The following is a 25,840-nucleotide window of genomic DNA, read 5'->3' as shown; positions in this document are numbered from 1 at the left end:
GGTTCAGTTTTCTCGGGTGTACTCGTTCTGGCCGTTGGAGCGCGTCTTGATCTGCTGCTCCCACGCCGTCTTGTCGCCCACCTTCCAGCCGGGCGCGGTGAAGGCGGTGCCGGTGTTGGCCTGCGTGCCCGTGCCGCTCCAGGGCACCGCGTCGTGCTTGACGCCCTCGGCGTTCGTCTGCGGCTTTTCGCTGCAGGCCGCCAGCAGCATCGCGCCCGAAGCGAGCGCGACGAGCATCACGACCGCGCGCTTCACTTGGTGCCTCCGGTGGGCGGCGTGCCGGCCTGCTGCGAGCCGTAGGCCGTGCCCCAGCCCCAGACTTCGGCGCCCGTGCCGCGGTGCACGACGCGGGTGCGGAAGATGTCGGCCACCACGTCGCCGTCGCCGGCCAGCAGGGCCTTGGTCGAGCACATCTCGGCGCAGGCCGGCAGCTTGCCTTCGGCCAGGCGGTTGCGGCCGTATTTTTCGAACTCGGCTTCGGAGCCGTTGGCTTCGGGGCCGCCGGCGCAGAAGGTGCACTTGTCCATCTTGCCGCGTGCGCCGAAGGTGCCTTGCGACGGGAACTGCGGCGCACCGAAGGGGCAGGCGTACGAGCAGTAGCCGCAGCCGATGCACACGTCCTTGTCGTGCAGCACCACGCCTTCGTCGGTGCGGTAGAAGCATTGCACGGGGCACACCGCCATGCAGGGCGCATCGGAGCAGTGCATGCAGGCCACCGAGATCGATTTCTCGCCCGGCAGGCCGTCATTGAGCGTGACCACGCGGCGGCGATTCACGCCCCAGGGCACCTCGTTCTCGTTCTTGCAGGCCGTGACGCAGCCGTTGCACTCGATGCAGCGCTCGGAATCGCAGACGAACTTCATTCTTGCCATGGTGATTCCTTATGCTTTTTCGATGTTGCAGACCGTGGTCTTGGTCTCTTGCATCATGGTGACGCTGTCGTAGCCGTAGGTGGTGGCGGTGTTGATGGCCTCGCCGCGCACGATGGGCGCCGCGCCCTTCGGGTAATAGGCCAGCAGGTCTTCGCCTTGCCAGCGGCCCGAGAAGTGGAAGGGCATGAACACCGTGTCGGGCCCCACGCGCTCGGTCACCAGCGCCTGCACGTTGAGCTTGGCGCCCGTGGGCGTGTGCACCCAGGCGCGCTCTCCGTTGCGGATGTTCTTCTCGGCCGCCACCTTCGGGTTGATCTCGATGAACATCTCCTGCTGCAGCTCGGCCAGCCAGGGGTTGGAGCGCGTTTCCTCGCCGCCGCCCTCGTACTCCACGAGCCGTCCCGAAGTCATGATGTAGGGGAACTTCTCGGCGATCTTGTCGGCGATGTTCTTCTGCTGCACCGTCTTGTAGAGCGTGGGCATGCGCCAGAAGGCCATCTTGTCGTCGTGCGTCGGGTACTTGGCGACGAGGTCGGGGCGCGTGCCGTAGATCGGCTCGCGGTGCTGCGGGATCGCATCGGGGAAGTTCCACACCACCGCGCGCGCCTTGGCGTTGCCGAAGGGGTGGCAGCCGTGGTTCTTCATGAACACGCGGATCATGCCGCCCGAGCTGTCGGTCTTCCAGTTCTTGCCTTCGGCCTTGGGCTTCTCAGCCTCCGTGAGTTCGTCCCACCAGCCGAGCTTCTTGAGCAGCAGGTGGTCGAGCTCGGGGTAGCCGGTGGTGATGTCGGCGCCCAGCGAGTGGGAGCCGTCCTCGGCCAGCAGGTTCTTGCCGTTGCGCTCCACGCCGAAGTTCGCGCGGAAGTTGCCGCCGCCGTCCATCACGTGCTTGGACGGGTCGTACAGGTTCGGCGAGCCGGGGTGCTTGAGTTCGGGCGTGCCGTAGCAGGGCCAGGGCAGGCCGAAGTAGTCGCCCGAGATGTCGTAGCCGTTGACCTTGTCCTTGACCGCCCCCTTGGCCCGCAGCGTGCGCACGTCGAAGGCGGCCATGTTGCGCATGTGCGCCTGCAGCCGCTCGGGACTCTGGCCCGAGTAGCCGACGGCCCAGCAGCACTTGTTGATCTCGCGCAGGATGTCGTCGGGCACGGGCTCGTCCATGCCCTTGACCTTCTGCATCTTGTAGTTCTTGCTGAGCTCCTTGCCGAAGCCCAGGCGGTCGGCGAACTGCTGCATGATCATGTGGTCGGTGCGGCTTTCCCACAGCGGCTCGATGACCTTCTCGCGCCACTGGATCGAGCGGTTCGACGCCGTCACCGAGCCGCTGGTCTCGAACTGCGTGCACGCGGGCAGCAGGTACACCGCGCGGTTCGCGTTGGCGTCCTCGGGCCGGCCCGGCATCGCGGCCATGGCGGCCGTGGCCGAGGGGTACGGGTCGACCACGACCAGCAGGTCGAGCTTGTCCATGGCCCGCTTCATCTCGAGGCCGCGCGTCTGCGAGTTGGGCGCATGGCCCCAGTAGAAGACGCCGCGCAGGTTCGAGTCCTGGTCGATGAGCTCGTTCTTCTCGAGCACGCCGTCGATCCAGCGCGAGACCGTGATGCCGGGCTTGCTCATCATCGCGGGCGAGGCGAAGCGGCCCTTGATCCATTCGAAGTCCACGCCCCAGGTGGCGGCGAAGTGCTTCCACGAGCCTTCGACCAGGCCGTAGTAGCCCGGCAGCGAATCGGGGTTGGGGCCGACGTCGGTCGCGCCCTGTACGTTGTCGTGGCCGCGGAAGATGTTGGTGCCGCCGCCCGAGGTGCCCACGTTGCCCAGCGCCAGCTGCAGGATGCACGAGGCCCGCACGATGGCGTTGCCGATGCTGTGCTGCGTCTGGCCCATGCACCACACCACGGTGCCGGGGCGGTGCTCGTGCAGCATGGTCGCGACCTTCAGCACCTGCGCCTCGTTCACGCCGCAGGCCTCCTCGACCTTGTCGGGCGTCCACTTGCTCATGACTTCCGCGCGCACTTCTTCCATGCCGTAGACGCGGTCGTTGAGGTAGCGCTTGTCTTCCCAGCCGTTCTTGAAGATGTGGTGCAGGATGCCGAACAGGAACGCGATGTCCGAGCCCGAGCGGATGCGCACGTACTCGTGGGCCTTGGCCGCCGTGCGCGTGAAGCGCGGGTCGACCACGATCATCTTGCAGCCGTTTTCCTTGGCATGCAGCATGTGCAGCATGCTCACGGGGTGCGCCTCGGCCGCGTTGGAGCCGATGTACATCGCGATCTTCGCGTTGCGCATGTCGTTGTACGAATTGGTCATGGCGCCGTAGCCCCATGTGTTCGCCACGCCCGCGACCGTGGTCGAGTGGCAGATGCGCGCCTGGTGGTCGCAGTTGTTGCTGCCGAAGAAGCTCACGAACTTGCGCAGCAGGTAGGCCTGCTCGTTGCTGTGCTTGCTCGAGCCGATCCAGTAGATCGCGTCGGGGCCGCTGGCCTTGGTGAGTTCCTTCAGCTTGGCGGTGATCTCGTCGAGCGCGGTGTCCCAGCTGATGCGCTCGTACTTGCCGTTCACGAGCTTCATCGGGTAGCGCAGGCGGTACTCGCCGTGGCCGTGCTCGCGCAGCGCCGCGCCCTTGGCGCAATGGGCGCCCAGGTTGATGGGCGAGTCGAACACCGGCTCCTGGCGCACCCACACGCCGTTCTCGACCACCGCGTCGGACGCGCAGCCGACCGAGCAGTGCGAGCACACGGTGCGCTTCACCTCGATCTTGCCGGCGCCGATGGCCGTGGGCCGGCCGTCGGCGGCCTTGGCCTTCTGGATCAGCGTGAGCTGGCTGGCCGCCAGGCCCACGCCGACGCCCAGGCCGGAGCGCCGCAGGAAGGCGCGCCGGTCCATGGTCGGCAAGGCGTTCGCGAGACCGCGCCGCAGGCTGTGAACGAAGGGCGACGCGTCGGAGGCCCGCGGGCTCGCGGTGCCTGGGGATTTTCTGGTCAGAAGCACGGGGTCTCCTCAGGCTGACGTGGTGGCGTAGTAACGCTTGACGTGTTCGCTCAGGGAATAGCCGCCGCCGTTTTCGGGCGGGGGCGGCAGGGAAGGCGTGGCGGCGGCGACGGGCGCTTCGGTCGCCACCTTCGGCAGCGCGGTGACGGCCACCGCAGCGGCGCCGGCGGTGGCGGCACCGATGAAGAATCCGCGGCGGGAGGCCGGCTTGATGCCGGTGTTTTGGCTGTCCTGCATATTGACTCCAGGAGTGGCTGGGCGCGACGAGAGAGGGGAAACCCGGTCGGCCTTGTGGATACTAGACCAGCAACAAGGTGTGAGCAACCTGAATACCCCTCGCATTCGTTCGCTTCAGTCCAGCATGTCGAAGGCTTGCGCCTCGACGTCGCCGAAAGCGCGCGTGAAGGCGGCGAGCGCCGCATAGAACCGTGCCTTCGGATGCTGCAACACAGCATCGCACAAGGCGGGCAGCCATGGCTGGACGTGTCTGGAGAACATCGCCTGCTGCTGCGTGAGGTTGGCCACCGCCACGTCCTCGCCGGCGATCAGGTAGCGCATGACCTCGAACAGGCAGGCGATGTGGTCCTCGGTTTCGTAGGTGGTCTCGGTGCGCGCCAGGCCCAGCTTGTCGAGGTCGTGGCGCAGCTGCACGAGCGGCTTGTCGTTGAGGAAGCCGCTCAGGTAGTGCGAGCCGAACAGGAACACCTCGGGCTTGCCGATGCCGCCGAAGAGCGCGTCGTATTCCTCGTGCGCGGCGGCCGCGTCGGTGTCGCGCGCGATGCCGACCAGCTGGCGCCAAGGCTCTTCCAGGAAGGCGCCCGCGGCCGGCGCCTCGGTGGGCGCGACCTTGAAGGCGGCCAGCAGTTCGGCATCGGGCGCGGCGTACCACAGGCGCGCGAGCAGGCCGTAGAGCTCGGCCCGGGCCACCTCCTCGTCGAGCGCGGAAGTGGCGGGAAAGGTCTGGCTCATAGCGGGGCGATCTTCACTTCGTTGGTGGCGCTGTACAGGTCGATGACGCGGCAGTCGCTGCACATCTTGAGGCGCTCCAGCGCTTCGCCCTGGAACATCGCATGTCCGGCCAGCTTGCCGAGCATGGCCTCGATGGCTTTTTGCGTGCCGAAGGGCTTGCTGCAGCGGATGCAGGCCCAGGGCTTGGCTTCGTTCAGCAGCACCTGCTGCTTGCGCTCGGGCGCGGCCAGCAGGCGCGGCACGAGCGAGACGGCATCCTCGGGGCAGGTGGTTTCGCACAGGCCGCACTGCACGCAGTTCTTCTCGATGAAGCGCAGCTGCGGCGCGCTCTGGCTGTCCAGCAGCGCGCCCGACGGGCAGGCGCTGACGCAGGCCAGGCACAGCGTGCACTTGTCCTTGTCGACCGCGACAGCGCCCAGCGGCGAGCCGGCTGGCAGCGCGAACGCCAGCGGTGCCTCGGCGGGCGCCTGGAGGGCCGGGGCCGCGCCCATCAGGTGGTCCAGCGCCATCTCGAGCCGGTCGCGCTTGTCGGCGCCGACGGCGAAGCGCGCCGCCGTGGCCGGCACGCGCTGCGTGGTCGTGCGCAGGCCGGCCAGCGCGGCGTCCAGCGCGGCGGGCGAATCGGCCTCGATCACGTGGAAGTGCGTGCCGGTGTAGCCCAGGCCGAGCAGCAGCGCCTGCGCGACGTCCCTCTGTTGCTTGAGCGCCGCGAGGTACTGCGGCGCCTCTTCGCCGGTGCACAGCACGGCGACCTGCGAGGCGCCGAAGGCGACGGCGCTCAGCCACAGGTCGATGCCGGTGCTGGCCGCATGAAAGAGGTTGACCGGCATCACGCGCGCCAGCACGCCCTGGGCCTTGCCCAGCTGCGCCTGCCGCCCGAGCTGCTCGAGCAGCGCTTGGCCGCCTTCCTGGCTGTGCAGCAGCAGGGCCGCATCGCGCCCGCCCGCCGCGGCATAGGTGCTGAGCAGCTTGCGCAGCTTCAGCCCCTGGTCGGGCGCGCGCGGGTAGGTGTAGCCCAGCGCGCCCGTCGGGCACACCGTGGTGCAAGCGCCGCAGCCGACGCACAGGTTCGGGTTGACCACGATGCGCTGGCGCTGCGGGTCGCTGCTCACGGCATGGGCCGAGCACACCTCGACGCAGGCGTTGCAGCCGACCACCTCGTTGCGGCTGTGCGCGCACAGCTTCTGCTTGTAGTCGAAGAACTTGGGCTTCTCGAATTCACCCACCAGCTCGCGCAGGCGCAGCAGCGTCTGCAGGCCCTCGGCCTGCGCGACGCCGCCGGGCAGGTGGAAGTAGCCCTGCGGCGGCGCGTGCCAGTCGATCTGCGGCGCGACGCCGAGGTCGAGCACGAGGTCGAAGGCCGCGTCGAGCGCCTGCGGCTCGCGGCTGAAATTGATGGCACCGGCCACGCTGCAGGCGCGCTCGCAGTCGCGGTGCGAGGTGCAGCGCGCGTTGTCGATCTGGTAGTCCAGCCCGATGGCCTGCTCGGGGCAGGCGACCACGCAGGCGTTGCAGCGGGTGCACAGGTCGAGGTCGATCGCGTTGTCGCGCGTCCAGCGCAGCGTGAAGGCGCCGAGCCAGCCGGTGAGCGAATCGATGCGCCCGGCGATCACCGGCCAGCGGCGCGCCTGGGCGCCGCCGTCTGCACCGGGGCCCTGCGCGAGCAGGGTGACGTCGAGCGTGTCGCCGACCAGCGCCGCGGCGCGCTCGGCTGCGTCGAGCGGGCCGATGATCAGCAGCCGGCCCTGGCTGGTGTAGCTCACGGTCGAGACGGGGTCGGGCTCGGGCAGGCTGGCGGCGGCCAGCAGCGCGGCGATCTTCGGCATCGCGCTTTTCGCGTCGCGGCTCCAGCCGCCCGTCTCGCGGATGTTGATGAAGCGGATCGGCGAGGTGGCGTTGGGCGTCTGCGTGGCGAGCTCGCCGAACAGCCGTTTTTCCTGGGTGCAGGCGACCACGACGTCGTCGCCGGACTGGATGGCGCGCTGGAAGGAGGTCGCCTCGCGGCGGCACAGCGACGAATGCAGCGGGAGGGTTTCAGCCAGTGCCGCGCCGAGCGTCTTCGGCTCGAGCGGCATCGTCTGGTTGCAGTCGCAAATCAGCGTGGTGGTCATCGGTTTCTTGGCTGGCGGGTTGCATCGCGGCAACCGGCGGGCTGGGAAGCGTTTCGGAACCCTGGGACTGTGCCACGTCCAACGTTTCGGCGTCGTCGGGGGTTTCCGGGGGAATGTCTTCGGGGTCTTCGTCGAAGAGCTTGAGGAACTTGGCGCTGGCCATCTGGCGCAGCACGCTCTCGGGCACGGGGGTGGACTGGGAGTAGTCGTCGACGTAGGTGTCCAGGCCGTCCATCACATTGAAATGCGGATCGGCAAAGAGCTTGCGGAAGGCCGCGTTCTTGACCTCGGGCGCGACCTCCTTCGTGAGGAAGGGCTTGAAGTCGGAGCCGATGTCGAGCGCGTCCACGTCCGCGAGCGTCAGCGGCGGCGCGGTGTCCTGCTCGCCGTCGGCGGCGGGGGGCTCGGCGAGCACGGCGGGGGCTGGCACTGGCGCTGGCGCCGCAACGGGTTCCACGGCCGGCAGGGTCTTTTCTTCCACGGCGGCCTCGGCCGCGCGCACCTCCTGCTTGCGGCGCGACCAGCGTCCCAGGAAACCTTCAGACATCGCCCGCACCCCGTCCGCGCTTTTTCTCGGTCGTCACGCTCGCGGCGTTGCCGAAGCGGTCGACCAGCGAGCGGAAGCTCTCGGGCCGCCGGCGGCGCTTGGGCTCGACCACGTAGTGCTCGTCGACGAAGGCGCGCACCCAGTCGACCACCTCCGCCGGCGCCGGCACCTGCTCGACGGTTTCCTGCGCATCGAGCCAGCGCCCGGCCTCGTAGTAGCTGAGCGTGACCACGACCGGCCGCGGAATGGGTTCCGTGGAAAGCGTCGGTTCCTCGTCCATGCGCCACAGCACGAACCAGCACGGCGTCGGCGTGATCGCGTTGAGGTGGTAGCCCTCGGCCTCGTCGCGGTACAGCTCGACCTGGAAGCCGGGGTGCAGCCAGTGCTGCTCGCCGTCGTCGTCGCGCAGGAGGCGCGGTTCGGTGCCGAAGCCGGGCTCGTCGGGCAGCACGCTGTCGAGCGTCCAGCGCCAGGGCTGCCAGTGGCTCGAGGGGCCGTGCAGGCGTTCGCGGCGCATGACCACCGCGACGTCGAGCGTCGGGCGGCCCGTGGGCGCGGTCGCGGGAGTGTCCGAAGAAGGCATGAACGAACCATAGCCGATGGCGCGCCCGTTCGCGAGCAGTACCCCTTCGAGCTCCGCTCGCAGCGGTGGCGTAGGATTCCGCATGGCCCCACGTGAAGACGACGCAGAAGACGAGACACCGCTGGCTTTCGATGCGGTCCCGCTGCCCCGGCGCGCGGGTGCGCCGCGCCTGAACCCGGCGCGCGGCCCGCTGCTGCGCCGCATCGAGATCGTCGACCAGCACGGCGAGCGCCGCGACATCGACATCCCGGCGGAGCGGCCGTTGACCGTCTTCGTCGACAAGCGCGAACTCGTGACGCTGATGACCCTGGGCGCCGCGCCCGAGCTGCTGGTGCTGGGCTACCTGCTCAACCAGGACCTGGTGCGGCGCGCCGACGAGGTCGAGAGCATCGACGTCGACTGGAGTGTGGAGGCGGCCGCCGTGAAGACCCACCGCGGCATCGCGAACCTCGCCGAAAAAACCGCGCACCGGGTCGTGACCACCGGCTGCGGACAAGGCACCGTCTTCGGCGACGCCATGGCGCAGATCGGCGCCGTGCGGCTGCCGGCGGCGCAGTCGGCGCGCATCGCGCAGGGCACGCTGGCGCGCATCCTCGAACAGATGAAATCGCGCAACAGCGTGCACCGGCAGGCCGGGTCGGTGCACGGGTGCGCGCTGTTCCGTGGCACCGAGATGCTGGTGTTCGCGGAAGACGTCGGACGGCACAACGCCATCGACACCATCGCTGGCTGGATGGCGGTGCATGGCGTCGACGGCGGCGACAAGGTCTTCTACACCACGGGTCGCCTGACGAGCGAGATGGTGATGAAGTCGGCCCACATGGGCGTGCCGATCGTCGTCTCGCGCAACGGCGTCACCGCGATGGGGCACGAGCTGGCCACCCAGCTCGGCATGACCTTGTTCGGCCGCGCGGCCAACCGCCACTTCCTGTGCTACTGCGGGTTCGAGCGCTTCGACGCCGAGCCGCTGGCGCAGGCGCTCACTGCCGACTGAGGAGGCCTGCGCGGTTACCCGCGCGCCACGTCGATCACCGCCTTCGCGAACGCCTCGGGCGCCTCCTGCGGCAGGTTGTGGCCGATGCCGCCGCTGACCAGCCGGTGCTCGTAGCGCCCCAAGAATTTCTTCGCGTACGCGCTGGGCTCCGGGTGCGGCGCGCCGTTGGCGTCGCCTTCGAGCGTGATGGTCGGCACGCCGATCACCGGCGCCTGGGCAAGCCGGTTCTCCAGCGCCTGGTACTTCGCCTCGCCCTCGGCCAGGCCGAGGCGCCAGCGGTAGTTGTGCACCGTGATCGCCACGTGGTCCGGGTTCTCGAAGGCGACGGCGCTGCGCTCGAAGGTGGCCGCGTCGAAGTTCCACTTCGGCGAGGCGAGCTGCCAGATGAGCCTGGCGAAGTCGTGGCGGTTCTTCTCGTAGCCCGCGCGGCCGCGCTCGGTCGCGAAGTAGTACTGGTACCACCACTGCAGCTCGGCCTGCGGCGGCAGCGGCGCCTTGCCGGCCTCCTGGCTGCCGATGAGGTAGCCGCTGACCGACACCAGCGCCTTCACGCGCTCGGGCCACAGCGCGGCCATGATGCACGCGGTGCGCGCGCCCCAGTCGCAGCCGGCCACGGTGGCGACGGGGATCTTCAGCGCGTCCATCAGTGCAATGATGTCGACGGCCACCGCCGACTGCTGCCCGTTGCGCGGCGTGTCGGCCGACAGGAAGCGGGTGGTGCCGTAGCCGCGCAGGTACGGCACGATCACGCGAAAGCCCGCGGCGGCCAGCTGCGGCGCGACGTCGACGAACATGTGGATGTCGTAGGGCCAGCCGTGCAGAAGAATCACCGGCGCGCCGTCGGCCGGGCCGGCTTCGTAGTAGCCGATGCGCAGGCTGCCGGCGTCGATGCTCTTGAGGGGGTCGAGGCGACGGGCGCCGCCTGTGCTGGCGGACTGGGCGAAGGCGGGAACGATCGACGTGAGCTGCGTGGCGGCGAGGCCGAGTGCGGCCTTGCCGAGGAACGCACGGCGTGGCAGCGAGGGGGAGGCGGTCATGGAAATCTCCTGGGATTCGAAGGGGGACGGCGCGATTGTTCGGCGGGAAACCCAGCTGCAGATCGGCTCGTGTATGCCTCTGTATCCGCGCCGCTTTCGGCCACACTAAATTTCAAACGCAGGCGCGCGAAGGCACCTCGACGAAACGTGGTGTGTCGATGTCGGGCCGGGATACACAGGCATACGCAATGCCCGTTGCGCGGCGAGCGCGCGGCCAACAATCCGCCCGTCATCCACCCATTCATCGCCCGAAGGAAATCCCCATGACGCGCCCTCGCGGATTCAAGAAGCTCTGGTTCGCGCTGCTGTTCTTCGCGGGTGGCCTGGCGCACGAGCTGCGCCACCCGACCCAGTGCCAGAGCGTGGCGTCGGTCAGTCTCTCGCTTCGACCGCCGAAGCGAGCACGTAGCCTTCGCTGCGCACGGTCTTGATGTAGCGGGGCTCGCGCGCGTCGTCGCGCAGGCGCTGGCGCAGCCGGCTCACGAGCAGGTCGATGGAGCGCTCGAAAAGCTCGGCCTCGCGCCCCTGCGTCAGGCTCAGCAGCTGGTCGCGGCTGAGCACCTTCTGCGGGTGGTCGAGGAACACGCGCAGCAGCCGGTACTCGGCGCCGCTGAGCGCCACCATCACGCCGGCGTCGTCGATCAGGTGGCGCGCGACCGTGTCGACCTGCCATTCGCCGAACCCCAGCTTCTGCGAGGGCTCGACGGTGCCCATGTTGGGCGGCAGCATGCGCGTGCGCCGCATCACGGCGCGGATGCGCGCCAGCAGCTCGCGCGCGGAAAAGGGCTTGGCCAGGTAGTCGTCGGCGCCCATCTCCAGGCCCAGGATGCGGTCGGCTTCCTCGCTGCGCGCGGTCAGCATGAGGATGGGCGTGGTCTTGTACTTGCCGGTGCGCAGGTCGCGGCACAGCGTGAGCCCGTCTTCGCCGGGCAGCATCAGGTCCAGGATGATCAGGTCGAAGGGCCCCGACGCCTCGAGCGCGGCGCGCATGTGGCGCCCGGTGGGCACCGCGACCACGCGCAAGCCGTTCTTCACCAGGTAGGTGGTGAGCAGTTCGCGGATGTCCCGGTCGTCGTCGACGATGAGGATGTGGTCGGAGGTCTTGGGCGTCATGGCAGGGGAGGCATTGGCGGCACGGCGCCGCAGCCGCAATGTAGCGTTCCGGCGGCGCGCCGGGGGTGGCCGTGGAAACGTAGTGTGTGGATGTACGGCCCAGATACACAGGCATACAGAAGGCGATCCGGCAGGGGGCGGGCGGCCCAACAATCCGTGCGTTTTCCAACCACCCTGCATCCAAGGAACCCCCATGACCCGCATCGACAAAGTCCTCTACACCGGCAAGACCCGCACTTCCTCAGGAGGCCGCGACGGCGAGGCGCGCAGCTCCGATGGCCGCCTGGACATCAAGCTCTCGTCGCCCGGCAGCGCCGGCGCCGGCACCAACCCCGAGCAGCTGTTCGCGGCCGGCTGGTCGGCCTGCTTCATCGGCGCGATGGGCAAGGCGGCCGGAAAGATGAAGGTCGCGCTGCCGCCCGACCTGGCCGTCGATGCCGAGGTCGACCTGGGCACCGCCGGCGGCGAATACTTCCTGCAGGCGCGCCTGAACGTGAGCCTGCCGGGCCTGGACCGCGAGGTGGCGCAGGCCCTCACCGAGGCGGCGCACCAGACCTGCCCCTATTCCAAGGCGACCCGAGGCAACATCGACGTTGCCATCCACCTGGTGTGAGCCCGCTGCGCTGACGACGCATCGCCACGCCGCCTGACCAAGAAGCTGTTCATGTCCACTTCCGCGAACCCCGTTGCGAATCCGACCGGCACGGCGCCGCGCTGGCGCCGGCTGCTGCCCGGCTCGCTGTTCTCCCGCGTGACGCTGATCATCGTGGTGGGCCTGGCGATCGCGCAGCTGCTCACCTTCGCGGCGATCCGCTACGAACGGAACATGGCGCTTCGCGAGCTGATGATGATCGGCATCGAGCGCGACATCGCGAGCTCGGTCGCCATCCTCGACCGGCTTCCCGCGGCGGAGCGCGCCGGCTGGCTCGACCGGCTGGAACGGCGCAACTACCGCTTCGTGCTGGGCGGCAGCGCGCAGGGCGGCGCGCCCGGCTCGGAGGCTTCGCAGCAGTTTGCCGCGGCCATCGTCGATGCGATGCGCCCGTTCCCGGTCGTCAAGGTCGGCGAGGTGGCCTGGCCGCCCGAGGGCCTGCAGATCGAGGTGCGGCTGGGCGACGGATCGTCCGTGGTCGTGCACGCCATGCGCGTGGGCATGCCGGTGTCGGGCTGGGTGATGTGGCTGCTGGCGGGCCAGCTGCTGGTGCTGGCCGTGTGCGCCTGGGTCGCGGTGCGGCTGGTGACGCGGCCGCTCGCGCAGCTGTCCGCCGCGGCCGACCAGCTCGGCCCTGATCTGAAAGGCCGCACGCTGGTGGAAGAGGGCCCGACCGAAGTGGCGCACGCGGCGCGCGCCTTCAACGCGATGCAGCAGCGCATCGCGGGCTACATGTCGGAGCGCGTCGAAATCCTGGCGGCCATCTCGCACGACCTGCAGACGCCCATCACGCGGATGCGCCTGCGCACCGACCTGATGGACGACACGCACGACCGCGAGAAATTCCGCCAGGACCTGGACGCCATGAACGCGCTGGTGCGCGAAGGCGTGACCTATGCGCGCACGCTGCACGGCGCCACCGAGCCGCCGCTGCGCATCGATGCCGATGCGCTGTTCGAGAGCATGGTGGCCGACTACGAAGACGTGGGCCAGCAGGTGCGGCTCGACGGCCGGGCCGGTGCGCCGATCGTGAGCCGCCCCAATGCGCTGCGCCGCATCCTGATGAACCTGATCGACAACGCGCTCAAGTTCGGCTCCGACGTGACGCTGCGCGTGCAGGCTGAAGACGAAGGCGGCCGCCTCGTGGTGAGCGTGCTCGACAACGGCCCGGGCATTCCCCCCGGCGAGCTCGACGCGGTGCTCAAGCCCTTCTACCGCGTCGAAAGCTCGCGCAACCGCAGCACCGGCGGCACCGGCCTGGGCCTGGCCATCGCGCACCAGCTGGCCATGGCGATGGGCGCCGAGCTCACGCTGCACAACCGACCCGAAGGCGGGCTGGAGGCGCGGCTGGCGTTGGCCACCGCGCCGGCCCGCTGAACCCCACCCGACATCTTTCACATCCCCATGCTCATCCTCTTCATCGCCTACCTGGGCGGGGTGCTCACGATCCTGAGCCCCTGCATCCTGCCGGTGCTGCCCTTCGTGTTCGCGCGCGCCGACCGGCCCTTCCGCTCGCACGGCCTGCCGATGCTCGTGGGCATGGCGCTGGCCTTCGCCGTGGTCGCCACGCTGGCGGCGGTGGGCGGCGGCTGGATCGTCACGCTCAACGAATACGGGCGCTACGCGGCCATGGCCTTGCTCGCGCTGTTCGGTGCGACGCTGCTGTTCCCGCGCGTGGCGGAGCGCCTGAGCCGGCCGCTCGTGGCGCTGGGCCTGCGTTTGTCCGACGGACGGCAGGCTTCGGTGTTTTCTCCGCTGTGGCTGGGCGTGGGCACGGGCCTGCTCTGGGCGCCGTGCGCGGGGCCGATCCTCGGGCTGATCCTGACGGGCGCGGCGCTCAACGGCGCGAGCGTCGGCACCTCGCTGCTGCTGCTCGCCTACGCGGCCGGCGCGTGCACTTCGCTCGCGGTGGCGCTGTTGTCCGGCGGCCGGCTGCTGTCGGCGCTGAAGCGCACGCTGCCGACCGGCGACGGGGTGCGGCGCCTCGCCGGTGCCGCCGTGCTGGCGGGCGTGGGCGCCATCGCGCTGGGGCTGGACACCGGCTGGCTCGCGCGCCTGTCGCTGGGCACCACGTCAGCGCTCGAGCAGGCGCTGGTCGACACGCTGCGCAAAGACGCGCCGCAGGCGCAGCGCGCAGACACCGGCTTCGTGCGCGTCGCGGACACCCGCCCGGCGTCGGTGCCCGCGCGCGAGCTCCACGTCGAAGGCCGCCTGCCTTCGCTGGCCGGCGCGACCGAATGGATCAACTCGGCGCCGCTCACGCCCGAGGCCTTGCGCGGCAAGGTCGTGCTGGTCGACTTCTGGACCTACTCGTGCATCAACTGCCTGCGCACGCTGCCCTACGTGCGCGCCTGGGCCGACAAGTACAGGGACGCGGGCCTGGTCGTCCTGGGCGTGCATGCGCCGGAGTTCGCGTTCGAGAAGAACCCGGCCAACGTGCGCAAGGCCGTGAAAGACCTGGGCATCGGGTTCCCGGTGGCGCTGGACAATGACTTTTCGATCTGGCGCGGCTTCGACAACCAGGCCTGGCCGGCGTTCTATTTCGTCGATGCGCAGGGGCGCATCCGCCATCACCAGTTCGGCGAGAACCGCTACGACAAGGCCGAGCAGGTGATCCAGCAACTGCTGGCCGAGGCCGGGCAGGCGCAGGTCGCCGACGGGCTGGTGGCGCCGCAGGGGCAGGGCACCCAGGCCGCGCCCGGCGCCGAGCCGGCGCAGTCCGGCGAAACCTACCTGGGCCATGCGCGGGCGCACGGTTTCGCGTCGCCCGGCGGCATCGCGCGCGACCGTGCGAAGGCCTACGAACCCATGGCTTCCTCATTGCGCACCAACCAGTGGTCGCTGGGCGGCGACTGGACGGTGGAGGGCGAGCGGGCCGTGCTGAATCAGGCCAATGGCCGCATCGCCTACCGCTTCAAGGCGCGCGACTTGCACCTCGTGCTCGGCCCGATGGCCGACGGCAAGCCGGTGCGTTTCACGGTGCGGGTCGACGGCCAGCCGCCGCTGGCGGACCATGGCGCCGACACCGATGCCCAGGGCCACGGCGTGGTCGATGCGCAGAAGCTGTACCAGCTGGTGCGGCAGTCGGCGGGCAGCGGCAAGGAGCGCCTGTTCGAGATCGAGTTTCTCGACGCCGGCGCGCAGGCCTACGCGTTCACCTTCGGGTGAGCGGCGCCCCGGTCAGGGCGTCAGGCCCGCCGCGTTGACGGCCCGGCAGGTGTCGACCTCCTGGCGCGTGGGCAGCACGAAGCAGCGGGCGTCGGCCTCGCGGGCGACGGCTTCGCGCAGCTGGCGTTCCTGCGCGGTTTCCACCTGCAGCTCGACCAGCCACTTCATGAGCAGCGCCATCACGATCAGCAGCACCACGGAGGCCGCCAGCAGGGTCGTGCGCCAGCTCTGGACGCGGAAGACGGAGGCGTTGGAAGTACTCATCGCGTGCGGTCCTCAGCTCGACAGCTGCGGAAAGATCCAGATGCTCATGCCGAGCACCACACCCGCGCCCAGCGACATGGCCGCCGCGGTCGCGAACAGGCAGGCCACGAGCAGGCTCGGCACGACCACCGACATGCTCAGGAACGCGATGGCGACGAGCACATAGGCCAACACGGGCAGCAGGGCGATGTAGGCCGGCCGCGCGGTGCCGGTCGGCAGTTCGTCGGGCGTCATGTCACGCAGGAACGGGTTCAGCATGGCGGGCGATCAGCAGTTGCCCTTCTTGGCCTGGCCCGGCGGGCAGAAGTTGCCGCCCTTGTGCGCCGGCCCGGGCTCCGCACGCGGCGGCGGCGCGTGGTGGTGCACGCAGGCGCTCATGAGAACGGATGCCGCCAGCGCGAGCATCACGGTGATCGTGGATTTGGTCATGGGAACTCCCTGCTTCGATTTCTTGTGCACCCGGGGTGCTTCGGGGCAGGACAATAGTTGCCGTATTAACAATCTCACAGGGAAATGCTCACATTTGTGGGCGAATTGAGAAGGGTGCGGTCAATCTCCGTGCGGGATTGCGCAGTACTTCACACCCGTGCGGCCGACCGGCCGCCGCCGCGCAACCGCTACATTGCATGCCCCATGGACCGCCTCGAGAACATAGAGACCTTCGTGCGGGTCGCACAGACCCAGAGCTTTGCCGAGGCCGCGCGCCAGCTGCGGGTGTCGAAATCGGTGGTGACCAGCCGCGTGAAGCAGCTCGAGGACCACGTCGGCGCGCCGCTGTTCCACCGCAGCACGCGCGTGGTCCGGCTCAGTGACGTGGGACAGGCTTTCCTGCGCGACTGCGTCGAGCTGGTCGGGCGGGCCAACGACATCATGGACCAGATGCGCGACGCCAAGGACGGGCCCACCGGCACGCTGCGCGTGCATGCGCTCACGGGCTTCGTGCTGGGGCATTTCGCGACGCTGCTGCGCGCTTTCCAGGTGAGCTTTCCGGACATCCACCTGGAGCTCATCGTGAGCGACGCGGTGGTCGACCCGGTGAAGGCGGGCGTCGATTGCGCGCTGCAGATTTTTCCGGCGGCGTCGACCGAGCTGGTGTCGCGCCCGCTGTTCCCGGTGCGCCGCGTGTTCTGCGCCACGCCCGAGTACCTGCGTGCGCACGGCCGGCCCGCGAGCCCGCGCGAACTGCACAAGCACACGCTCGGCCTGTACTCGGGCTACCCCACGCGCGACCGCTGGACCTTTCATCACGCCGGTGAACAGGTCACGCTGTACATGAGCGCCGCGCTGCTCACCAACAGCGTCCACCTGTTGCGCGAGTACGCCATGGAGCACGCCGGCATCGTCTGCCTGCCGACGCTGGTGGCCGGCGAGGCGATCCTGCGCGGCGACCTGGAGGTGGTGCTGCCGGCGCACCAGCTGTCGTCGTTCTCGCTCAGCGCGGTGTACGCGGGCACCTCGCGCAATGCCTTCAAGCTGCGCCTGTTCATCGAGCACCTGACCCAGGCGTTCTCGAAGGTGCCGCCGTGGGACGCCGCCATGATCGAACGCGGCCTGCTGCCGCCGGGGCTGATCTGGGACGCCTGACGCGAGCGCGGTCGGTTCCGGGGTAAACCCTGTGCATTGAACGGATTTGCCGAACAATGCGGCCCGCGTTTCGGGCCTACCGCTCGCGCCCCCTGTTTCCTACAGTGCACACATCGCAGCCACCACGCTGCATCGTCCGGCACCTCAGGAGACACCCATGACCGTCGCATACCAGACCCGCTTCGGGTCCCTCAAGCACTTCGAGAAAGGCCACGTCGAGCCCATCGACGACGACGTGCGCCACTACGCGTTCTCCAACTGCTTCGAGATCGCCAGCATCAGCGCACCGTACGAGAAGGTCGTGTTCGGCCAGAACCAGATCTACGTGCTGGAAACGCTGCGCGCCGAAGGCACCTCGCCCTGGTTCACCTGTGCGCATGACGAGTTCGCGCTGGTGATGGACGGCGAAATCGAGGTGCACCTCGTGCAGCTCGATGCGGCCCAGGCCGTGGCCGACACCGAGAAGAACGGCGCCGTGCGGGTGAAGGGCGAGCCGCAGGGCAAGAAGATGGGCTGGATGAAGCTCTCGCGCGGCCACCAGGGCCTGCTGCCCAAGAACACGGCCTACCAGTTCCGCGTGGCCGGCGACCCCGGCGTGATCGTGCTGCAGACCTGCAAGGGCGACCTCTCGGTAGAGAAGTGGGCCGACATCTGCCAGACGCACTGAACCCGCATCCAGGAGCCACACCATGAACGCACCCGCAGAACTCGCCAAGGTCATCGCATCGCAGCCCGATGCCACGCTCGGCTACAAGGATTTTTCGCTCGGCAGCTTCGGCTTCCGCCGGGACGAGTACTTCGCCCACATCACCTGGAAGACCCGCGACGGGCGTCCCATGAGCCACACCATGGACGCCGGCAACTACCTGCGTGCGCTGATGCGCGACGTGGCCTGGGGCTTCTTCTACGGCTGGGTCAACTTCGACAACGTGTTCGGCACCATCAACCACTACGACTCGGTCGACCTGTACGCCGGCAGCTTCAACGGCACCATGAAGGACGCGGGCATCGACCTGCTCGAGAACTTCCCCACGGCGCAGATCCGCGCCACCTTCGAGGCCATGCTCGACGACTGGACCAACGAGGCCTTCGACCCCTTCGCCGCGCCGCAGGAAACCGGCTCGCCCTACGGCCGCAAGAGCGGCAACAACACGGCCAAGATCACCCGGGCGCGCGAGCTGGCCAAGCGCTGCGTGGGCCTGAAGGGCGACCTCGACCTGCGCAGCGACGTGCGCGGCGCGCCCGTCAACCGCGCCTTCGCCGACGTGCCGCAGGGCCAGCCCGAGCTGCACCCTGAGCCCGGCTTCGAGAACGAGGTGCACGCCTTCAACCTCTTCGGCTTCCTGAGCCGCTCGCAGGTCACGTGGAACCCGAGCTTCACCTCGGTGGTGAAGCACAGCTACATGTGCCCGACGACCGAGGAGCACATCCTGCCGATCATCCACGGCAACGACCGCGTCGAGTGGTTCTTCCAGATGACCGACGAGATCCACTGGGACTGCGGCGACAAGAACACCGGCAAGCCCATGGCGCGCGTGATCATGAAGGCCGGCGACATGGCCGCCATGCCCGCCTACTGCCGCCACCAGGGCTTCAGCCCCAAGCGCTCGATGCTGCTGGTGTGGGAGAACGGCTCGCCCAGCCTGGTCTACGAGATCCAGAAGGGCGAGTCGCCCGAGATCCCGGTCGAGTTCTGACCGGCCGGCCCCCGCCGCTTCCTTCTTCCCGCCACCCATCCATCCAGCCCTCCCCGCGCGGGGAGGGCGAGGAGAACCCATGCCTGCTCTTTCCATCCGCCACCAGCTTTTCATCGACGGCCGTTTCGTCGACGCCGAATCCGGCGAGACGCTCGCCACGCTGAATCCGCACGACAACACGCCCATCGCCCAGGTCGCGCTGGCCGGCAAGGCCGACGTCGACAAGGCCGTGGCCGCCGCCAAGCGCGCGTTCCCGAAGTGGAGCCGCATGGCCGCCGCCGACCGCGGTCGCATCCTGCTGAAGCTGGCCGACCTCATCGAGGCCAACGGCGAAGAGCTCGCGCGGCTCGAATCGCTGGACACCGGCCACCCGATCCGCGACTCGCGCCGGCTCGACGTGCCACGCACCGCCGCGTGCTTTCGCTACTTCGGCGGCATGGCCGACAAGTTCCAGGGCGAGACCATTCCGGTGGAAGAGGGCTTTCTCAACTACACGCTGCGCGAGCCGGTCGGCATCGTCGGCCAGGTGGTGCCGTGGAATTTCCCGCTCATGTTCACGAGCTGGAAGATGGCGCCCGCGCTCGCAGCCGGCAACTGCATCGTGATGAAGCCGGCCGAGATCACGCCGCTCACCTCGCTGCGCATCGCCGAGCTGATGGCCGAGGCCGGCGTGCCGCCCGGCGTGGTCAACATGTTGCCAGGCCTGGGCAGCGTGGCGGGCCAGTACATCGCCGAGCATCCCGAGATCGCCAAGATCGCCTTCACCGGCAGCACCGCCACCGGCCGGCGCATCGTGCAGGCCAGCGCGGGCAACCTGAAGAAGGTGCAGCTCGAGCTCGGCGGCAAGGGCCCCAACATCGTGTTCGAGGACGCCAACCTGCAGGCCGCCGTCAACGGCAGCGCCTGGGCTATCTTCCACAACCAGGGCCAGGCCTGCATCGCAGGCTCGCGGCTGATGCTGCACGAGAAGATCGCCGACGCCTTCCTCGAGCAGTTCATTCCGCTCGCGCAGTCGATCCGCCTGGGCAACCCGCTCGACGAGGCCACCGAGATGGGCCCGCTCACCAGCGCCCAGCACCGCGACCGCGTGCTGAGCTATGTCGAGGTGGCGCAGGCGCAGGGCGGCGAGGTGCTGGCGGGCGGCGGCGCGCCCGGCGGCGACCTGGCGCAGGGCTGCTATGTGCAGCCGACCGTGGTGCGCGCCCGTTCGTACCAGGACCGCGTGGCGCAGGAAGAGGTGTTCGGCCCCTTCGTCACCGTGCTCACCTTCAAGACCGACGAAGAGGCGATGCAGATCGCCAACGGCACCGACTACGGCCTGGGCAGCGGCCTGTGGACCCGCGACCTGCAGCGCGCCCACAAGGTGGCGCGCGACCTGCACGCCGGCATGGTCTGGATCAACAGCTACAAGCGCGTGAACCCCGGCTCGCCCTTCGGCGGCGTGGGCCAGAGCGGCTACGGCCGCGAGATGGGCTTCGACGCGATGCGCGAGTACACGCAGGTGAAAAGCGTGTGGGTCAACGTCGACGCGCAGATTCCGCCGCACTTCGTGCGCTGACGTTTTCCTTTTTCTTTTCAACCCGACGGACGCACACGATGTCTTTCTCGATCCTTTCCCGGGCCCTGCTCGCCTGCACCTTGCTGTGGGGCATGGCCGCGCAGGCCCAGGCGCCGGCCTGGCCGACCAAGCCGGTGCGGCTGGTCGTCGGCTTTCCGCCGGGCGGCATCGTCGACACCGTCGCGCGCCAGTTGCAGCCGCGCCTGCAGGCCGCGCTCGGCCAGACCGTGATCGTGGACAACCGCAGCGGCGCCGGCGGCACGCTGGCGGGCGCCGAGGTGGCCCGCGCGGCGCCCGACGGCCACACGCTGCTGATGGTGTTCGACAGCTACGCGACCTACCCGCTGGTCTATCCGAAGCTGAGCTTCGACATCGCGAAAGACCTGCAGCCCGTGACCCAGGTGGCGAGCAATCCGCTGGTGCTGGTGGTCAACCCGAAGGTCGAGGCGAAGGATTTCGTGCGCTTCGTCGGCCTGCTCAAGGCGCAGCCGGGGCGCCTGAACTACGCCAGCGTCGGGCCGGGCTCGAGCAACCACCTCACGGCTGAGTACTTCAAGGCCGTGAGCGGCACCTTCGTCACGCACATCCCTTATCGCGGTGGGGGTCCGGCCCAGCAGGACCTGCTGGGCGGGCAGGTCGAGATGATGTTCCTTTCGGCCGTGCTGGCCCAGCCGCATGTCAACGCGGGCCGGCTGCGCGCCCTGGCCCAGACCGGCGCGCAGCGCGTGGCCGCCTATGCCGACGTGCCGACCGTGGCCGAGAGCGGCTACCCCGGCTTCGAGGTGAACTCGTGGGTCGGCCTGCTGGCCCCGGCCGGCACGCCGCGCGCCGTGGTCGACCGGCTGCAGGCCGAGGTGCGAAAGATCGTGACCGAGCCCGCGTTCCAGCAGCGGCTGCGCGAACAGGGCCTGACGGGCATCGCCAACACGCCCGAGCAGTTCGCCGCCGTGCTGCGCACCGAGCAGGACAAGTGGGCCCGGCTGGTGCGCGAGCGCCGCCTGAGCCTCGAATAGTCAGACAGAAAGGAGCGCGCCATGCACGACTTCATCCACACCACCCACCCGCAGCGCGTGGTGTTCGGCGCCGGTTCGCTGCGCCACCTGGCGCGCGAGATCGATGCGCTGGGCGCGAAGAAGGCGCTGGTGCTGTGCACCCCCGAGCAGCGCCCGCAGGCCGAGCGCGTGGCGGCCTCGCTCGGTGCGCAGGCGGCCGGCCTGTTCGACCGCGCGGTGATGCACGTGCCCGTGGAAACGGCGCGCGAGGCGCGCGACCTGGCGCGCCAGCTCGGTGCCGACTGCGCCGTGGCGCTGGGCGGCGGCTCCACCACGGGGCTGGGCAAGGCCATCGCGCTGGAGTCCGGGTTGCCGATCGTCGCCATTCCCACCACCTACGCGGGCAGCGAGATGACGCCGATCTACGGCCTCACCGAGAACGGCCTGAAGAAGACCGGCAAGGACCCGCGCGTGCTGCCGCGCACCGTGATCTACGACCCCGAGCTGTCGCGCACGCTGCCCGTGGGCCTGAGCGTGACCAGCGGCATCAACGCCATCGCGCACGCGGCCGAAGGCCTGTACGCGCAGGATAGCAACCCGGTGATGGACCTGATGGCCGAGGAGGGCATCGCGGCACTCGCCCGCGCGCTGCCCGCTATCCGCGTGCAGCCCGACGACCTGGCCGCACGTTCCGATGCGCTGTACGGCGCCTGGCTCTGCGGCGGCGTGCTCGGCGCGGTGGGCATGGCCCTGCACCACAAGCTGTGCCACACGCTGGGCGGCAGCTTCAACCTGCCGCACGCCGAGGTGCACACGGTGGTGCTGCCGCATGCGCTCGCGTTCAACGCACAGGCCGCGCCGCGTGCCATGGCGCGCATCGCACGCGCGCTCGGCGGCGTGTCGGCGCCGGCGGCGGTCTTTGCGCTGGCGCGCGACAACGGCGCGCCGGTGGCGCTGAAGGACATCGGCATGCGCGCCGCCGACCTCGACCGCGCGGCCGACATCGCCGTCGCCAACCCGTACTGGAACCCGCGGCCCTTCGGCCCGGCCGAGCGCGACGCGATCCGCGCGCTGCTGCAACGCGCCTTCGACGGCGAGCCGCCGGGCTAGGCCACGGCGCAGGCATCGAAGACACACACGAACAACGAAGGAGACAGCCATGACATTCAACCGCAGACAGTTCACGCAAGCCGCCGCCGCGCTCGCCGCCACGGGCGCCGCGCCGCTGGTGTTCGCCGCCGACACGCTCAAGATCGGCTACGTGTCGCCGCAGACGGGGCCGCTCGCGCCCTTCGGCGAGGCCGACAAGTGGGTGATCGAGCAGATGAAGGCCGCCTTCAAGGACGGCATCTCCGTGGGCGGCAAGAAGTACGCCGTGCAGATCGTGCTCAAGGACAGCCAGTCGAACCCCAACCGCGCGGGCGAGGTGGCCAACGACCTGATCCTCAAGGACAAGGTCGCGCTCGTGCTCACGGCCGGCACGCCCGAGACTGCCAACCCGGTGAGCGACGCCTGCGAGCTCAACGAGGTGCCCTGCATCTCCAGCGTGGTGCCGTGGCAGCCCTGGTTCTTCGGCCGCAAGGGCGACCCGGCCAAGGGCTTCAACTGGACCTACCACCTGTTCTGGGGGCTGGAAGATGTCATCGCCACCTTCACCAACGGCTGGAAGACCGTGGCCACCAACAAGAAGGTCGGCGGCCTGTTCCCCAACGACGGCGACGGCAATGCCTGGGGCGACAAGGAGCTGGGCTTTCCCAAGCCGCTCGCGCAGATGGGCTTCACGCTCACCGACCCGGGCCGCTTCCAGAACGGCACGCAGGATTTCAGCGCGCAGATCGCGGCCTTCAAGCGCGACAACGTCGAGATCGTCACCGGCGTGGTGATCCCGCCCGACGCCAAGACCTTCCTCACGCAGGCGCGCCAGCAGGGCTTCAGGCCCAAGGTGATCACGCTCGGCAAGGCGCTGCTGTTCCCGGGCGCCATCGAGGCGCTGGGCGAGCTGGGGGAGGGCCTCTCGACCGAGGTGTGGTGGAGCCCGTCGCACCCCTTCAGCTCCAGCCTCACGCAGCAAAGCGCCAAGGCGCTGGCCGAGGCCTACGAGGCCGGCACGAAGAAGCAGTGGACGCAGCCCATCGGCTTTGCGCATGCGCTGTTCGAGGTGGCGGCGAACGCGCTGTCGCGATCGAAGTCGCTCAAGGCCGGCGACGTGCGCGACGCCGTGGCCGCGACCTCGATCAACTCCGTGGTCGGCCCCGTGAAGTGGGGCGGGCAGGGCCCGTTCAAGAACGTCAGCAAGACACCGCTGGTGCTCGGCCAGTGGGGCAAGGGCAAGCAGCGCAAGGTGGAGCTGACGCTGGTGAACAACGAGGCCGCGAAAGCGATCCCCACCGGCGGCGCGCTGCGCCTGCTCTGAGTGACGGCTGCCATGACGCTGCTGGCCTTGCACGGCGTGAGCAAGTCCTACGGGGCGCTCAAGGTCACCGACGGCATCACGCTGGCGGTGGCCGAGGGCGAGACGCTGGGCATCCTCGGGCCCAACGGCGCGGGCAAGACCACGCTGTTCAACCTGATCTCGGGCGACGCGCGCGTCGACGCCGGCCGCGTGGAGTACGCGGGCCGCGACGTGACGCGGCTGCGCCCGCACCAGCGCTGCCGCGCCGGCATCGGCCGCAGCTACCAGGTGCCGCAGCCCTTCGGCCACATGAGCGTGTTCGAGAACCTCGTCACCGCCGCCTGCTTCGGCGGCCAGCAGGCCGAGCGCGAAGCCTGGGAGACGGCGCACGAGGTGCTGGCCCAGACCGGCCTGGCGCCGCACGCCAACAAGCCGGCCGGCGGGCTCACGCTGCTCGACCGCAAGCGGCTGGAGCTGGCGCGCGCGCTGGCGACCAAGCCGCGCCTGCTGCTGCTCGACGAGATCGCGGGCGGGCTCACCGAGCCCGAGGCGGCCGTGCTGGTGGCGGAACTCAAGCGCATCAAGGCGCGCGGCGTGACCATGATCTGGATCGAGCACGTCGTGCATGCGCTGCTGTCGCTGGCCGACCGGCTGTTCGTCATCAACTTCGGGCAGCAGCTGGCGGAAGGCGCGCCGCGCGCGGTGATGAACGACCCCGAGGTGCGGCGCGTGTACATGGGGATCGAGGCATGAACGCGCTGCTCGACACCCACGGCCTGCAGGCTTTCTACGGCGATGCGCAGGCGCTGTTCGGCATCGACTTCACGCTGTCGGCGGGCGAGCTGGTGGCGGTCATCGGCGCCAACGGCGCGGGCAAGTCGACCTTTCTGAAAAGCCTCACGGGGCTGCTGCGCGCGCCGTCCGAAGCGATCCGCTTCAAGGGCGAACTCATCGGCGGCCTGCCGCCCGGCGAGATCGTGCGGCGCGGCCTGGCGATGGTGCCGGAAGGCCGGCGCCTGTTCCCGAGCCTGAGCGTGGAAGAGAACCTGTTGATGGGCGCGACGCCGCGCCGCGCGGGGCCGTGGAACCTGCAGCGCCTGTACGGCCTGTTCCCGATTCTGGCCGAGAAGCGGCGCCAGCCCGCCACCTCGCTGTCGGGCGGGCAGCAGCAGATGGTGGCGCTGGGCCGCGCGCTCATGAGCAACCCCGAGCTGCTGCTGTGCGACGAGCTCTCGCTCGGCCTGGCGCCGGTCGTCATCCGCGAGATCTATGCGGCCATGCCGGCCATCACGGGGGAGGGCATGACGGTCGTGATCGTGGAGCAGGACGTGCGCATGGCGCGGCAGGTGTCGCAGCGCGTGTACTGCTTCCAGGACGGGCGCGTGTCGCTCACGGGGCGCTCGGACGAACTCACGCCCGAGCAGATCTCGCAAGCCTATTTCGGCATCGAGGAATCCCATGCTTGAAACCCTGCTCCAGGGCGTGCTGCTCGGCGGCCTCTACACGCTGTTCGCGCTCGGCCAGTCGCTGATGTTCGGCGTCATGCGGCTGACCAACACGGCGCAGGGCGACTTCATCATCCTGGGCGCCTTCGCGGTGATCGCCGGCGTCTCGATGACCGGCGCATCTGTGCCATGGCTGGTGGTGCTCGCGGTGTTGCCGCTGGCCTTCGGCTTCGGCTACCTGCTGCAGCGCCACGTGCTCAACGGCACGCTGGGCAAGGACCCGCTGCCCTCGCTGGTCGTGACCTTCGGCCTGTCGATCGTGATCCAGAACCTGCTGCTGGAGCTGTTCTCGGCCGACCCGCGCGCCATCGAGGTCGGTGCGCTGGCCACCGCCTCGGTGCCGCTGGGCGACACGCTGGCGCTGGGGGCGCTGCCGCTGGTGATCCTGGCGGTCGCGGTGGCGGCCACGGGCGCGATGCAGTGGATGTTCACGCGCACGCCGCTGGGCCGCACCTTCCGCGCGGTGTCCGACGACCGCGAGATCGCCGAGCTGATGGGGCTGAAGGCCAAGCAGGTGTATGCGCTGGCCACGGGCATCGCCTTCGTGCTGATCGCCATCGCCGGCGCGCTGCAGGGCATGCGCACCACGGTGTCGCCGTCGGACGGCCCGCTGCTGCTGCTCTTTGCCTTCGAGGCCGTGATCATCGGCGGCATGGGCTCGTTCTGGGGCACGCTGGCCGGCGCCATGATCCTGGGCATCGCGCAGCAGATCGGCTTTCGCATCGATCCGGGCTGGGGCATCTGGTTCGGCCATCTCGTGTTCCTCGCGGTGCTGGTGCTGCGGCCGCAGGGACTGTTCCCCAAGACACGCTGACCT

General features: G+C 69.4%; 27 protein-coding genes. 14 read left to right on the top strand and 13 right to left on the bottom strand.

Features of this window, described 5'->3' with window-relative positions:
- Positions 1–3: 3 nt before the first annotated feature.
- From AC1RAD_RS28280 to AC1RAD_RS28245, 8 genes are all read right to left on the bottom strand, one after another.
- A complete protein-coding gene (locus AC1RAD_RS28280; RefSeq protein WP_082817975.1) occupies positions 4–255 on the bottom strand; it encodes a hypothetical protein in 252 nt (83 codons plus the stop codon).
- Positions 252–872, bottom strand: a complete 621-nt coding sequence (fdh3B, locus tag AC1RAD_RS28275) for a formate dehydrogenase FDH3 subunit beta (RefSeq protein WP_062470938.1) — start codon at positions 870–872, stop codon at positions 252–254. The genes AC1RAD_RS28280 and fdh3B overlap by 4 nt, the downstream gene beginning before the upstream one ends.
- Before the next feature lie 9 nt (positions 873–881).
- Positions 882–3,857, bottom strand: a complete 2,976-nt coding sequence (locus AC1RAD_RS28270) for a formate dehydrogenase subunit alpha (RefSeq protein ID WP_095949992.1) — start codon at positions 3,855–3,857, stop codon at positions 882–884.
- Positions 3,858–3,866: 9 nt separating this feature from the next.
- Positions 3,867–4,094, bottom strand: a complete 228-nt coding sequence (locus tag AC1RAD_RS28265; RefSeq protein WP_062470944.1) for a hypothetical protein — start codon at positions 4,092–4,094, stop codon at positions 3,867–3,869.
- A gap of 114 nt (positions 4,095–4,208) precedes the next feature.
- Positions 4,209–4,826, bottom strand: coding sequence for a TorD/DmsD family molecular chaperone (locus tag AC1RAD_RS28260; RefSeq protein WP_492738398.1), 618 nt, complete (start codon positions 4,824–4,826; stop codon positions 4,209–4,211).
- On the bottom strand, positions 4,823–6,901 hold the full coding sequence (locus AC1RAD_RS28255) for a 4Fe-4S dicluster domain-containing protein (protein WP_492738556.1): 2,079 nt from the start codon (positions 6,899–6,901) through the stop codon (positions 4,823–4,825). The genes AC1RAD_RS28260 and AC1RAD_RS28255 overlap by 4 nt, the downstream gene beginning before the upstream one ends.
- Positions 6,861–7,484 (bottom strand): DUF3306 domain-containing protein, encoded by a 624-nt coding sequence (locus tag AC1RAD_RS28250; RefSeq protein WP_492738396.1) that lies wholly within the window; start codon positions 7,482–7,484, stop codon positions 6,861–6,863. Before AC1RAD_RS28250 ends, AC1RAD_RS28255 begins: the two co-directional genes overlap by 41 nt.
- The gene (locus tag AC1RAD_RS28245; protein WP_159275132.1) at positions 7,477–8,067 is read right to left on the bottom strand and encodes a DUF3305 domain-containing protein; all 591 of its coding nucleotides are present in this window, start codon (positions 8,065–8,067) and stop codon (positions 7,477–7,479) included. Before AC1RAD_RS28245 ends, AC1RAD_RS28250 begins: the two co-directional genes overlap by 8 nt.
- Positions 8,068–8,149: 82 nt before the next feature.
- Between AC1RAD_RS28245 and AC1RAD_RS28240 the strand changes: the two genes are divergently transcribed.
- Positions 8,150–9,061 carry a formate dehydrogenase accessory sulfurtransferase FdhD gene (locus AC1RAD_RS28240; RefSeq protein ID WP_492738394.1) on the top strand — a complete coding sequence of 304 codons (912 nt, stop codon included), beginning with the start codon at positions 8,150–8,152 and terminating at the stop codon, positions 9,059–9,061.
- Between the two features lie 14 nt (positions 9,062–9,075).
- On the opposite strand, the gene AC1RAD_RS28235 is transcribed toward AC1RAD_RS28240, so the two are convergent.
- Together AC1RAD_RS28235 and AC1RAD_RS28230 are read right to left on the bottom strand one after the other, a co-directional pair.
- A complete protein-coding gene (locus tag AC1RAD_RS28235; protein ID WP_492738392.1) occupies positions 9,076–10,098 on the bottom strand; it encodes an alpha/beta fold hydrolase in 1,023 nt (340 codons plus the stop codon).
- Between the two features lie 372 nt (positions 10,099–10,470).
- Positions 10,471–11,211 (bottom strand): response regulator, encoded by a 741-nt coding sequence (locus AC1RAD_RS28230; RefSeq protein WP_492738390.1) that lies wholly within the window; start codon positions 11,209–11,211, stop codon positions 10,471–10,473.
- A gap of 193 nt (positions 11,212–11,404) precedes the next feature.
- On the opposite strand from AC1RAD_RS28230, the gene AC1RAD_RS28225 reads away from it, so the two are divergent.
- Genes AC1RAD_RS28225 through AC1RAD_RS28215 form a run of 3 tightly spaced genes read left to right on the top strand, consistent with a single transcriptional unit; the run spans position 11,405 to position 15,031 of the window.
- The gene (locus AC1RAD_RS28225) at positions 11,405–11,824 is read left to right on the top strand and encodes an organic hydroperoxide resistance protein (protein WP_095744488.1); all 420 of its coding nucleotides are present in this window, start codon (positions 11,405–11,407) and stop codon (positions 11,822–11,824) included.
- Positions 11,825–11,875: 51 nt separating this feature from the next.
- Positions 11,876–13,240, top strand: a complete 1,365-nt coding sequence (locus tag AC1RAD_RS28220; RefSeq protein WP_492738387.1) for an ATP-binding protein — start codon at positions 11,876–11,878, stop codon at positions 13,238–13,240.
- Between the two features lie 27 nt (positions 13,241–13,267).
- Complete coding sequence (locus AC1RAD_RS28215; protein ID WP_492738385.1) at positions 13,268–15,031, top strand: cytochrome c biogenesis protein DipZ; 1,764 nt, start codon at positions 13,268–13,270, stop codon at positions 15,029–15,031.
- A gap of 12 nt (positions 15,032–15,043) precedes the next feature.
- On the opposite strand, the gene AC1RAD_RS28210 is transcribed toward AC1RAD_RS28215, so the two are convergent.
- The 3 genes from AC1RAD_RS28210 to AC1RAD_RS28200 are packed head-to-tail and all read right to left on the bottom strand — an operon-like array spanning position 15,044 to position 15,724.
- Positions 15,044–15,295 (bottom strand): hypothetical protein, encoded by a 252-nt coding sequence (locus AC1RAD_RS28210; RefSeq protein WP_062479609.1) that lies wholly within the window; start codon positions 15,293–15,295, stop codon positions 15,044–15,046.
- Positions 15,296–15,307: 12 nt separating this feature from the next.
- The gene (locus tag AC1RAD_RS28205; protein ID WP_062479607.1) at positions 15,308–15,553 is read right to left on the bottom strand and encodes a hypothetical protein; all 246 of its coding nucleotides are present in this window, start codon (positions 15,551–15,553) and stop codon (positions 15,308–15,310) included.
- Between the two features lie 9 nt (positions 15,554–15,562).
- Positions 15,563–15,724, bottom strand: a complete 162-nt coding sequence (locus AC1RAD_RS28200) for a hypothetical protein (RefSeq protein ID WP_169805078.1) — start codon at positions 15,722–15,724, stop codon at positions 15,563–15,565.
- Between the two features lie 204 nt (positions 15,725–15,928).
- Between AC1RAD_RS28200 and AC1RAD_RS28195 the strand changes: the two genes are divergently transcribed.
- The 10 genes from AC1RAD_RS28195 (at position 15,929) to AC1RAD_RS28150 (ending at position 25,837) form a co-directional block, all read left to right on the top strand.
- A complete protein-coding gene (locus tag AC1RAD_RS28195) occupies positions 15,929–16,879 on the top strand; it encodes a LysR family transcriptional regulator (protein WP_062479604.1) in 951 nt (316 codons plus the stop codon).
- A 157-nt stretch (positions 16,880–17,036) separates the two neighbouring features.
- Positions 17,037–17,546, top strand: a complete 510-nt coding sequence (locus AC1RAD_RS28190; protein ID WP_492738383.1) for a cupin domain-containing protein — start codon at positions 17,037–17,039, stop codon at positions 17,544–17,546.
- Between the two features lie 22 nt (positions 17,547–17,568).
- Entirely contained in the window at positions 17,569–18,576 is a 1,008-nt protein-coding gene (locus AC1RAD_RS28185; RefSeq protein WP_492738381.1) for a hydroxyquinol 1,2-dioxygenase, read from the top strand.
- A 94-nt stretch (positions 18,577–18,670) separates the two neighbouring features.
- Positions 18,671–20,134: an aldehyde dehydrogenase family protein gene (locus AC1RAD_RS28180; protein WP_492738555.1), complete on the top strand. Its 1,464-nt coding sequence runs from the start codon at positions 18,671–18,673 to the stop codon at positions 20,132–20,134.
- Positions 20,135–20,172: 38 nt separating this feature from the next.
- On the top strand, positions 20,173–21,147 hold the full coding sequence (locus AC1RAD_RS28175; protein ID WP_492738379.1) for a tripartite tricarboxylate transporter substrate binding protein: 975 nt from the start codon (positions 20,173–20,175) through the stop codon (positions 21,145–21,147).
- A gap of 21 nt (positions 21,148–21,168) precedes the next feature.
- On the top strand, positions 21,169–22,236 hold the full coding sequence (locus AC1RAD_RS28170; RefSeq protein ID WP_492738377.1) for a maleylacetate reductase: 1,068 nt from the start codon (positions 21,169–21,171) through the stop codon (positions 22,234–22,236).
- A gap of 49 nt (positions 22,237–22,285) precedes the next feature.
- Positions 22,286–23,539 (top strand): ABC transporter substrate-binding protein, encoded by a 1,254-nt coding sequence (locus AC1RAD_RS28165; protein WP_492738375.1) that lies wholly within the window; start codon positions 22,286–22,288, stop codon positions 23,537–23,539.
- Between the two features lie 12 nt (positions 23,540–23,551).
- Complete coding sequence (locus AC1RAD_RS28160; RefSeq protein ID WP_062479592.1) at positions 23,552–24,271, top strand: ABC transporter ATP-binding protein; 720 nt, start codon at positions 23,552–23,554, stop codon at positions 24,269–24,271.
- The gene (locus AC1RAD_RS28155) at positions 24,268–24,984 is read left to right on the top strand and encodes an ABC transporter ATP-binding protein (RefSeq protein WP_492738373.1); all 717 of its coding nucleotides are present in this window, start codon (positions 24,268–24,270) and stop codon (positions 24,982–24,984) included. The genes AC1RAD_RS28160 and AC1RAD_RS28155 overlap by 4 nt, the downstream gene beginning before the upstream one ends.
- Entirely contained in the window at positions 24,977–25,837 is an 861-nt protein-coding gene (locus AC1RAD_RS28150) for a branched-chain amino acid ABC transporter permease (protein WP_070059778.1), read from the top strand. Before AC1RAD_RS28155 ends, AC1RAD_RS28150 begins: the two co-directional genes overlap by 8 nt.
- The last annotated feature ends 3 nt before the right edge of the window (positions 25,838–25,840 follow it).

This window comes from Variovorax sp. GW823-FHT04B03, from assembly GCF_058796495.1.
This window is presented reverse-complemented; position numbering and strand designations above follow the sequence as displayed.